The 10,106-nt window shown below is 29.7% G+C and carries 16 protein-coding genes; 9 read left to right on the top strand and 7 right to left on the bottom strand.

The genetic code is table 11. The features are described from left to right. On the top strand, positions 1-345 hold a 345-nt coding region (locus B3I31_RS03760), incomplete at its 5' end, for a hypothetical protein (protein WP_291087615.1). On the opposite strand, the gene B3I31_RS03755 is transcribed toward B3I31_RS03760, so the two are convergent. After that, entirely contained in the window at positions 342-788 is a 447-nt protein-coding gene (locus B3I31_RS03755; RefSeq protein WP_147279982.1) for a hypothetical protein, read from the bottom strand. The two genes, B3I31_RS03760 and B3I31_RS03755, sit on opposite strands and share 4 nt — an antisense overlap. A gap of 23 nt (positions 789-811) precedes the next feature. Then, positions 812-1,294 carry a hypothetical protein gene (locus B3I31_RS03750; RefSeq protein ID WP_115000270.1) on the bottom strand — a complete coding sequence of 161 codons (483 nt, stop codon included), beginning with the start codon at positions 1,292-1,294 and terminating at the stop codon, positions 812-814. 505 nt (positions 1,295-1,799) lie between these two features. Between B3I31_RS03750 and B3I31_RS03745 the strand changes: the two genes are divergently transcribed. Further along, positions 1,800-2,144 carry a hypothetical protein gene (locus tag B3I31_RS03745; RefSeq protein ID WP_221854443.1) on the top strand — a complete coding sequence of 115 codons (345 nt, stop codon included), beginning with the start codon at positions 1,800-1,802 and terminating at the stop codon, positions 2,142-2,144. Positions 2,145-2,199: 55 nt separating this feature from the next. Here B3I31_RS03745 and B3I31_RS03740 read toward each other — a convergent pair whose 3' ends face one another. Further along, the gene (locus B3I31_RS03740) at positions 2,200-2,421 is read right to left on the bottom strand and encodes a heavy-metal-associated domain-containing protein (RefSeq protein ID WP_038335762.1); all 222 of its coding nucleotides are present in this window, start codon (positions 2,419-2,421) and stop codon (positions 2,200-2,202) included. A 149-nt stretch (positions 2,422-2,570) separates the two neighbouring features. Between B3I31_RS03740 and B3I31_RS03735 the strand changes: the two genes are divergently transcribed. Continuing rightward, positions 2,571-3,893 carry a solute carrier family 23 protein gene (locus tag B3I31_RS03735; protein ID WP_221854442.1) on the top strand — a complete coding sequence of 441 codons (1,323 nt, stop codon included), beginning with the start codon at positions 2,571-2,573 and terminating at the stop codon, positions 3,891-3,893. A gap of 66 nt (positions 3,894-3,959) precedes the next feature. On the opposite strand, the gene B3I31_RS03730 is transcribed toward B3I31_RS03735, so the two are convergent. Then, positions 3,960-5,009, bottom strand: a complete 1,050-nt coding sequence (locus tag B3I31_RS03730) for a 2Fe-2S iron-sulfur cluster-binding protein (protein WP_125349352.1) — start codon at positions 5,007-5,009, stop codon at positions 3,960-3,962. A gap of 99 nt (positions 5,010-5,108) precedes the next feature. Between B3I31_RS03730 and B3I31_RS03725 the strand changes: the two genes are divergently transcribed. Then, positions 5,109-5,474: a methylglyoxal synthase gene (locus B3I31_RS03725; protein WP_019973715.1), complete on the top strand. Its 366-nt coding sequence runs from the start codon at positions 5,109-5,111 to the stop codon at positions 5,472-5,474. Positions 5,475-5,584: 110 nt separating this feature from the next. Further along, on the top strand, positions 5,585-5,980 hold the full coding sequence (locus B3I31_RS03720; protein ID WP_125349351.1) for a hypothetical protein: 396 nt from the start codon (positions 5,585-5,587) through the stop codon (positions 5,978-5,980). Positions 5,981-6,033: 53 nt separating this feature from the next. Here the strand turns inward: B3I31_RS03720 and B3I31_RS03715 are convergent, their stop codons facing one another. From B3I31_RS03715 to B3I31_RS03705, 3 genes are all read right to left on the bottom strand, one after another. Beyond that, complete coding sequence (locus B3I31_RS03715; protein WP_125349350.1) at positions 6,034-6,465, bottom strand: hypothetical protein; 432 nt, start codon at positions 6,463-6,465, stop codon at positions 6,034-6,036. 94 nt (positions 6,466-6,559) lie between these two features. Further along, complete coding sequence (locus B3I31_RS03710) at positions 6,560-7,216, bottom strand: NAD(P)-dependent oxidoreductase (protein ID WP_291087612.1); 657 nt, start codon at positions 7,214-7,216, stop codon at positions 6,560-6,562. A gap of 53 nt (positions 7,217-7,269) precedes the next feature. After that, positions 7,270-7,677: an RrF2 family transcriptional regulator gene (locus B3I31_RS03705; protein ID WP_221854439.1), complete on the bottom strand. Its 408-nt coding sequence runs from the start codon at positions 7,675-7,677 to the stop codon at positions 7,270-7,272. Positions 7,678-7,785: 108 nt separating this feature from the next. Between B3I31_RS03705 and B3I31_RS03700 the strand changes: the two genes are divergently transcribed. The 4 genes from B3I31_RS03700 to B3I31_RS03685 form a co-directional block, all read left to right on the top strand. Beyond that, a complete protein-coding gene (locus B3I31_RS03700; protein ID WP_125349347.1) occupies positions 7,786-8,361 on the top strand; it encodes a Crp/Fnr family transcriptional regulator in 576 nt (191 codons plus the stop codon). Continuing rightward, positions 8,354-8,953, top strand: a complete 600-nt coding sequence (locus B3I31_RS03695) for a hypothetical protein (RefSeq protein ID WP_219035245.1) — start codon at positions 8,354-8,356, stop codon at positions 8,951-8,953. Before B3I31_RS03700 ends, B3I31_RS03695 begins: the two co-directional genes overlap by 8 nt. An 80-nt stretch (positions 8,954-9,033) precedes the next feature. Then, a complete protein-coding gene (locus tag B3I31_RS03690) occupies positions 9,034-9,789 on the top strand; it encodes a DUF4241 domain-containing protein (protein WP_038335748.1) in 756 nt (251 codons plus the stop codon). A gap of 103 nt (positions 9,790-9,892) precedes the next feature. After that, positions 9,893-10,106: hypothetical protein (locus B3I31_RS03685; protein ID WP_291059145.1), on the top strand; the 214-nt coding region annotated here is incomplete at its 3' end.

The following is a 10,106-nucleotide window of genomic DNA, read 5'->3' as shown; positions in this document are numbered from 1 at the left end:
AATCAAAATGCACAACGGGTTGATTCTTCTAACTTTTATCAAATTAAAATTAATTATCAAAAGACAAAACAAAATTTTTATTTGATAGTAAATTCAACTTATTTAATCTTTGCTTGTGTAGAAAAAAATAGATGCTTTGATTTGAAATTTATTGACTTTCCTATTGAATTAATTTCACAATTAAAAGCCGAAGTAAATTCAAGTTTGATCCTTCTAAATCCAAAAGAATTAAATAAAAAAATAAACATTTCTGATTTAGAATTATTAGGTGAATCAGAAATTAAACAGATCAATTATTGGAAAAGTAAAATACTGGGAGAGATTGTTTTCAATTGTTTTGATTAAACTTTTCGTTTAATAATTTTCTTACGTTTTCTTTTCTTAAAAATAATTCGAATTAGACGATAACCATATGTTACCTTTTTATTTTTTGTGATAATAGGAAATGCCATTGTGCACATCAACGAAATACAAGCAGTTGTACCTAATGCCCCTCCATAACCATTGAAAATTTTGCTCGTATAATGCAATAAAACTGCAAATAAAATTGGAGAAAAAACTAACGAAAAATAACTAATATTTATGGTTGATGATACCATTCCAATGAAAGTTCCGCCAATTACATACAACGGAATATTTTTGGTATAAAACTCTGGTAAAATTGTTGGAAAAAAATAGAAAAATCCACCGACAATCATTGCAATCATTGCAGAGGCACGAACTGGACCTTGTTTGAAACGAATGTTTAATTCATATGTTGTTAATGAAGCAATTATTGAAAACATCATTAATATTAAAAATTCAATAATCATTAGCCAATAATTAATTTAAACAACAACATACTCAACAAAACGCCTATAAATGCTAATGTTCCTAGCTTTCCACCCACACCAACAAATAAAGATTTTGTAGCAAAAAATAACAAGGCAGTAAAAACTCCAGCCGAAATAATCATCCAATAAACATACTGAAAATCAAGCGAAGTCATCCCAATGAAAGCACCACAATAAATTGGTCCTGCAATTTGTTTTAGATATTCTGAACGAGAATTAAACTTCGTTAAAAAAGAACCTAAAGTTCCTATAATTCCTGCAGAAAAAACACCGCCTAAACCTAATTTATTATTGATCAAATATGTAATTATTGCTGCAATAGGAATCCATAAAACCAAAGTTTTACGATCAAAAGAATATTCGTGATGATGCAGTGGAAACTTGCGGTAAACCACAATCAAAAGTAAACAAATTGCAGCAATAATGTAAGGAACAAGATAATGTTCTATTCTTTCGTTCATTATCGAAAATAAAAACAGAAACTGAATTATAAAAATAATCAGTATCGTGACAAATTTTATGATGCGTTTGGTTTGCACAATTATTTTTTGAAGTTGCAAAGTTAGTGACTTGTTTTAACAAAATAGAATAATTTTTATCAGTAAAGTTGTAAAAATTTCTTAAACTTAAGAACAATATGAAAACACTAGAAAATTTGAAATTTCAACATCATTTAACAAAGAATCTATTGAATGATGAATTTTAACAATTCGTGAGTTTCCACAAAAAATTCAGAATGAAATCACCTCTCTTTCAGAACCTAAATTCGAACAATAATATCGTTCTGAAGGCTGCATCAACGTTGGGTTACTTTGTTAAATTCTTTTGTTGAAAGTGATTGGGACAAAAAATTTCGTCATCAGTAAACAAATCTTGCGATTTATGCTTGGAATTGCAATCATCATTTGGCGCATATACAACAAGCTAATAAAAGTTAGTGTATCTTTGCAAAACATAATCTAACTCATGAAATACATCAATTATTTTCTATTATTTTTATCTACAATCATTAGTATTTTTCTGTTTTTTGTAAGCGCTAATCAAATTGAAGTTGTTCCGAATAAAAATGAAGGTTATAAAGGTGAACAAATTATGCTCATTGAAAAATCGAACGATATACAGTTTGTGAAAAATATAGCTGAAACTTCGGTAGATAAATATGATGTAATGTACAATCAATTATCTGATTTTGCAGCAAAAATGAATACTTGGATTATTTTATTATTTATTCTTCAACTTGCTATGGGCGTACTTTTCTTTCTACAATTTCGAAAAAATAAAAAATCTCAAGTCAACACAAGATTAACTTGAGATTATATTGACTTAAACTATCACAAAAAATAAGTCATTCTACCTAAAAAAATATCTATTCCTCAATTAATTCAGCTGAAAAACCAACTTCCTCAATTGTATCAATAATTTCTTCGTCTGTTGCTTGATTAATTTTTACAGACAAAACTTTGTCTGGATTATCAGTATCAACTTCCCAAGCTTCTAAACCATCTAACTTATCTAAAAAAGGTTTCACTTTGCTCACGCAACCACTACAATTTATATTTGTTTTGAATTTTAATTCTTTTGTTTCCATAACTCTTTGATTTTTGTCTTACAAATTTCGATAGAATTGTTCCAAAACCATTTACAAGATTTCGCTAAATAGTTATATGATTTCTATACTTATTAATCGTTTTGAGCTACTTTTGCATTCAAACAAAACAATTTCAATTTCTTTTACAAATGAGTCAACAAAATGACCAAAATATTATCTTAGCGATCGACGAAAAACCGAAGTTAGGACAAGGTATATTATTAAGTATACAGCATCTTTTTGCAATGTTTGGTGCAACAGTTTTAGTTCCTGCTTTGACAGGAATGTCTCCAGCAATTGCATTAATTTCGAGTGGAATCGGAACTTTAGTTTTCATCTTAATTACACGAGGAAAAGTCCCTTCATATTTGGGATCTTCATTTGCTTTTATCAATCCAATTATCGCAATGAAAGCTTTAGAAACAAACCCAGAAAGTGGAATTGCGACAGGAAGTTTCTTGGTTGGTAGTTTTTTGGTAGGAGTTACTTATTCATTGGTCGCACTATTTATAGCAACGGCAGGAACAAAATGGTTAATGAGACTTTTACCCCCTATTGTTGTTGGTCCAGTAATTATGGTAATTGGTCTGGGATTAGCTTCTACAGCAATCAAAATGGTGACAAATAATCCTTCTGGTGAATATGATTTAACCTATGTTATAATTGGTTTTGTTACCTTAATTATCACGATAATTACAGCAATTTTCAGTAAAGGTTTTTTGAGTGTAATTCCAGTTTTGGTCGGAATTATTGGTGGATATCTTTTTGCAATTACGATGGGAGTTGTCGACCTAAATCCTGTTATAGAAGCTAAATGGTTTATGATTCCAGATTTTACCATTCCTTTTGTAGATTACACACCAACTTTGTCTTGGTATGTTATTTTCTTAATGATTCCGGTCGCAATTGTACCAATCGCAGAACATATCGGACATCAATTAGTTTTGAGTAAAGTCGTGAACAAAGACTTAATCGAAGATCCAGGTCTTGATAAATCGATGTTAGGAGATGGTATTGCAACAATGATTGCAGCTTGTTTAGGTGGACCTCCAAACACAACGTATGGCGAGAATATTGGTGTTTTAGCCATTACAAAAGCTTTTAGCATTTATGTATTTATTGGAGCAGCATGTTTTGCTATTTTATTTGGATTTTGTGGTAAAGTTTCAGCTTTATTAAGTACAATTCCAACACCAGTTATGGGCGGCGTTTCTATTTTATTATTCGGAATTATTGCTTCGAGCGGATTAAGAATGCTAATCGAGAATAAAGTTGATTTCAAGATTAAACGAAACCTTATTATTTCCTCTGTTATTCTTATCATTGGAATCGGTGGTGCAGCAATCCACATTGGAGATTTATTTTCTTTAGAAGGAATGGCTTTAGCTTCTATAATTGGAGTTGCTTTAAATTTGATTCTTCCTGGAAGAGAATTTGTCTCATTCAAAGAAATGTTTGATGAAGAAAATTAAATTATCATAAAATAAAAAGACGAAAATTTATAATTTCCGTCTTTTTTTATTAGATATTTTTTGTTCTTAAACTTCGTCAAAATCAATTGCTAAAGTAGCTGTTTTTGGACGAGAAATACACGCTAACGTCATTCCTTCTTCATAATCAGAATCTGTTAATACATAGTTGTCTCCGATATGCACTTCGCCTTCCGTTATCTTACACATACAAGACGAACAGACACCACCTTTACATGAATAAGGCGCATCAATACCAGCGTCTAACATTGTATCAATCAAATTTTTTCCTCTATCCCAAGTCACTTCAGAAGTTTCTCCATCAAGTGTTACAGTAACTTGAACCGTTTGAGGTCCTTCGTCATGTTTTGTAAAAATATCTTCTGTTTTCACTGAAGGATTAAACATTTCGAAATGAATATGTTTCTCGATAATTCCCGCTTCATTGATTTTCTTCGCTAAAGTCAAAATCATTTCTTCTGGTCCACAAACCATTGCTTCATCGACTTCATTGATATCAATAATTTGATTCAAAATTAAATCAAACTTCTTCTCATCAATTCGTCCGTTGTAAATAAAATTCTCTTGATCTTGACGCGTATAGAAATGATGAATAAAAACATTGTTTGGATATTTTTGTTTCAATTCTGTCAAACGCTCTTTGAACATGATTGAGTTTTCATCTCTATTTACATAAAAAATATGAAAATTTACCCATTCTTCAGTCTGCAAAGTAAACTCTAACATACTCATAATTGGCGTGATTCCACTACCCGCCGTAAAAGCTAATAACGTACGTTTTTCGTTTGGTTTTGTTGGAATTGTAAAACGTCCACTTGGTGTAGAAACTTCCAATTGATCACCAACTTTTAGTTCATTTGCTAAATAAGAAGAAATCTTTCCATTTGGTTGAGATTTAACCCCAATGCTCCATTTTTTATCATTAGGAGATTCACACAAAGAATAATCTCTTCGTTCTCCATTAATATTAAGAGTGATATATTGTCCAGGTAAAAAATTGTATTCTTCGTGTAATTCCTCAGGAACATCAAACGAAATTTGAACAGCATCAGCCGTTAATTTTACAATTTCTTTTACTGTTAATAAATTAAATTTCATAGTCGTATACTATTTATAATTCTTAAAACAACTCGTTATTTAAGATTGTTCTGCTAACTTTGTACAAAAGTAAGATTTTAGATTAAATAGAAAAAATATATGGAAATAGCATTGATCGCTCATGATGGAAAAAAAGCTGAAATGGTCAATTTTTTAATGAAACATAAAGAAGCTTTAAACAAAAATAATATCACATTTATTGCTACAGGGACTACAGGAAAGTATGCAGAGCAAACTGGACTAAAAGTAACGCGCTATCTATCTGGTCCTCTTGGTGGTGACGCGCAAATTGCCGCTCGAGTTGTAGAAGGAAAAACAGATATGGTTTTCTTTTTTAGAGATCCGATGGGAAAACATCCGCACGAACCAGATGTAAATATGTTACTGAGACTGTGCGATGTACACAATATCCCATTAGCTACAAACCCAGCGACAGCAGAAATGTTATTGGATCATTTGAAATAATTATTCTTAAGCTAATCTTAAGTTTATTTTGGTTGTTTTGGTGGATAATTTATTTAATATTGAATAGAAATTTTAACTGAATATAAATAACAATTCAAAACCAAATTACAATGAATTTAATTAAAAAAACAGCTATCGCGCTTAGCTTATTTGCATTTACTGGATCTACTGTAGCATTTGCTCAAACTAAAACTCCAACTAAAACTGCTAAAACAGAAATGGCAAAAACAAAGGCTACAACTGATAAAAAAGTAACAGAAACAAAAAAGGATGTAAAAGCAACTACAACTAAGAAAACTGATGCAACTGCTAAAACAGTCAATGACAAAAAAGTAGCTTCAGAAAAAAAAGTGGAGAAAACGACTACTCCAAAAAAAGAAACAAAAACGACTGTAGCTAAAACAACTACTGCAGGGACTTACAATGGACACAAAGTTTATGTAGGACCAAAAGGTGGAAAATACTATATCAACGATAACGGAAATAAAACGTATATCAAACAATAGTTTTTATCCTAATAAAAATAATAAAGGCTGTCTATTTGTTAGGACAGCCTTTTTTAAATTATATTTTTATAATATATATTTTCTGGATTTTGAGGATCGATTAAGATATCGACATCTTTTCCTTTTTTTAAAATCTCATTTGCATTAACATCTCCAAAATATTCAAACTCTGTATAGTAAATTTTCTCATTATTAGGATGTTTATAAAAGACTTCAACTATATAATCTGGCAAATGATTTTCTCCTAATAAACCTCTTTTTATTTCAATAATATGTGCTTTTACTTTTACTCCTTTATTTAATAATCTTGAATGATTTAGGTAATCAAATAAATTGACGAAACCTAAATACCCCATAAACAAACTACAGAACAGAAAAACTACTCCAAGTAGTTGATTAAAAAATACACCAAGATTTAGAAAAGAGCATATTAGAACAAATCCTAAACTTAGGATTAAACTTCCTATTGCGATTGACAATTTCATTATTCTTGTATTTGTTATCTGTTTTTCACAAACCGTACCAAAAACAAAAAATTGTCCTATAAAAATAATTTTATTGTAAATTTACTCAAATATCTTAATAAGCTGCTGTAAATCTGCTTTTTATATGATTTGCATTTTCTATTTCATCTGCAATCACCACTGCAACATCTTCCACAGACAAAATACTACGCCCTTCTGCATTGAAAACTGGTACATCATTGCCTAAACGATATGTTCCTTTTCGCTCTCCAGATGTTCCTTGATGCATTTCTGGCGCTGGAGAAAACATTGTCCAATCCAACTCATTATCTTGTTTCAAGATATTAAAATAATCTCTCGCTGCCAAAGCGCCTTGTTTTATTTGTTCAGGAAAATCTGGTGTGTCTACAATTTGTAATTCTTTTTGATCATTCACATACAAACTTCCCGCTCCACCAATAACAATCAAACGCTTTACACCAGCTAATTTAGTTGCTTCTTCAATTGCTTTTGCACCTTTCAAATAATCCTCATAAATATTTGGATTTGCCCAACCTGCATTAAATGCACTTACAACTACATCAGCACCTTTCAAATCTGTCGCCAAAGCCTGTACATCGTTTACATCTAACGCCACTTTTGCTACATTTTTACTATCTAAAACCTTGTCAGTATTTCGTGCAAATGCTTTGATAGATTGATTTCTATTTACCAATTCTTCTACGATATGTGAGCCTACAAAACCTGTTGCTCCAATTACTGCTACTCTCATTTTATTTAATTTTATATTGTAATTAATTTTGTTACATTTAAAGATAAAAAATTTTACTGAAATTCATCAGAAAATTGTTTTAAAGTTTTATGATTTAACGATTTAATTAAATCTGATTCAGCATTATCAAATAATCTTTCAAGATTGTCATTCATTTGTTTACCAACTGGACATTCTGGATTGGTATGATTCATTCGTCCAAAAACATTTTCTTGATTGACAATTTTATACACATCACCTAACAAAATATCAGCAGAATTTTTAACTAAATAAATTCCTCCTTCTTTACCTTTTTTCGAATCGATAAAACCTGCTTCTTTCAAGAATTTTATTTCACGACGAACCACAACAGGGTTCACATTAATACTTCCAGCAATAAAATCAGAAGTAATTAATTGTCCTTTAAATTTTTCAGTCAAAACTAAAATATGAATCGCCGTTGCAAATCTTAAATTATTCATTTCTCTAAATCGATGGGACAAATTTAGTACAAAATTTTCAATTGTAACAAATATTGATACAATTTTATTGATTAATTTCTCTTAAATTTGTTGCACATTCCTATACATATGGAAAATTATAAAAAACATTTATCAAATATTATTGATCTCACAGAAGAACAATGGGTAGAAATTGAAAAATTTTTGGTAGTAAAACACATCAAAAAGAATGAATTTATTTTAGAACCTGGTGAATATTCCGAAGATTATTTTTTTGTTGAATCTGGTGTTATTCGTTCTTATACAATAGATGAAAACGGAAAAGAACATGTTTTACAATTCGGAACAGAAAATTGGATTGTAAGTGATAGAAATAGTGCTTTTTGTAAGCAACAATCAAAGTTTTATATTCAAGCAATAGAAGATTCTACCGTTATTTTATTGAATGAAAAATTAAATAATCTAATCACTCGATTAAATCCAAATTATTTAGCTGCTCAAAATAAATTAATTCAAAATCATGTGCGCAGTTTACAAGATCGTATTAATTTATTACTTGGTGCATCTGCAAAGACTCGTTATTTAGAATTTATGCGTCTTTATCCCAACCAACTTTCTCGCATACCACAATGGATGATCGCCTCATATTTAGGCATCACACCCGAAAGTTTAAGTAGAGTTCGTAAAGAAATAGCACATGGATAGTTATAGTTTTGAAATTTTTGTACCAGAAAAACCTAAAAAAAATAATAAACAAATTGCGAAAGTAATCTTATCATTTCTCGCCGTTACTGTAATTAGTTTTGTGTTTTTGGAGCTGAAAGTTTTTAAAAATCAAACGTATTATTACATTTTTATTGGGCTTTTAGCTACTGCTGTTGCTTATTGGAATGGTTATTTTAAAAGACCTACTACAGAATTGAAAGGTAATTTTGATGGAAAATTGACATTTACAAAAGATACAATTTCTGTAAAGGATCAAACTTTTTCAATCAACGATTTATTTTCTATTGTCATTGATAATGAAGATTACAAAGGAAAAGCTGTAAAAGAATTTGGTGAGTTCGAAAACCCAGAAGGTTCGCACGGAATTAGTAATTTAATTACATTAAAAACAAAAGATAATCAATTTGTTGAAGCTTATTTTTTACAAAAATCATTAAATGAATTTTCTAAAATCGAATCATTTTTAATTCAATATTACAAAAACAATTTACTTTCTGAAGATGATTTAATTTCGATCATGCATTTAGAATATGATATTGATAAGAACGAGTTGAGAAAAAAATTAAGATAATTTAATTTTTCACTAACATATAAAAGTTAAGCTAGTCTCATTATTTAATGTAATTTTGTACCACTTAAAAACAATAATTTATGCAACCAACAGCAGAATGGTTAAAAACTTGGGAATCTAAAAGAGAATTCACTTTAGCTCCTAATGATTTAGAAAAATATTTTACAGATAAAGAAATTGGAGGTGTAGAAATCGACCAAATCGAAATGGGAGAAGTTTCTTTACCATCAGGTAAAATCTTTGTAAATGATCCTTTGGGTGAATATTTATCAATGGACAAAGATCCTTATTTCCTTGAAACGCCAAAAGGTAATTTTCCTGTAACTGCAAGCATCGTAAAATTTGAAGACGATGGTGATGTTGAGAATTTGATTGGTTGTATCAAAGTTGCTTTTACAAACGAAAAACCTGTTCGTTATGAAGAAGCAATGAAAGGAATTGAGTTGATTGACGAATTACAAGAAGGAGAATATTTTGGTTTTTCTATTGAAAGTGGTTTAGCAACAATTGTTGATGCAGAAGCAAAAGATTCTTTTGTAAAGTTTATTGATGAATTCGAAAGTAAAGGTGATGTAAATTTATATGATGATTATTTCAATGCATTATTTGTAGAAAACGCTAAAAATAATCCGAAATATCAATCAGAAGAAGGAGATTGGATCAATTGGACAATTCCAAATACAGAATTCAAATCGCCAATTTTTCAAGCTGGTTTTGGTGAAGGAATTTATCCCGCTTACTTTGGATACAATGAAAAAGGAGAAATTGTTGCATTTTATATTCAATTCATCGATGCTGAATTAGAAGATTCAGAAGATGATGATGAGTGGTTGTAATTAATTTTTTAGATCAAATAAAATTTAAAATCCTTCAAGAAATTGAGGGATTTTTTTGTTTAAAAATATGTATTTTAACATATTGTATATCATATTAAACAGAATGAGAAAACTTCTTATTAGCATATTTATTATAGAAACAATAAGCTGTTCTAAGAAAATTGATTATCAAAATACAATTTCAGCAATAGAATCCAATCAAGATTTATTTGATGATAATTACAGTTTAAGAGGGAAAACTAATATTTTTTATAATGATTCTATCCACTACTTTTATTTGGAATACGATACAATAGAATACCCGTTGTGCATTTTGA

This window comes from Empedobacter sp. UBA3475, from assembly GCF_002378465.1.
Taxonomy (GTDB): Bacteria; Bacteroidota; Bacteroidia; order Flavobacteriales; family Weeksellaceae; genus Empedobacter; species Empedobacter falsenii_B.
This window is presented reverse-complemented; position numbering and strand designations above follow the sequence as displayed.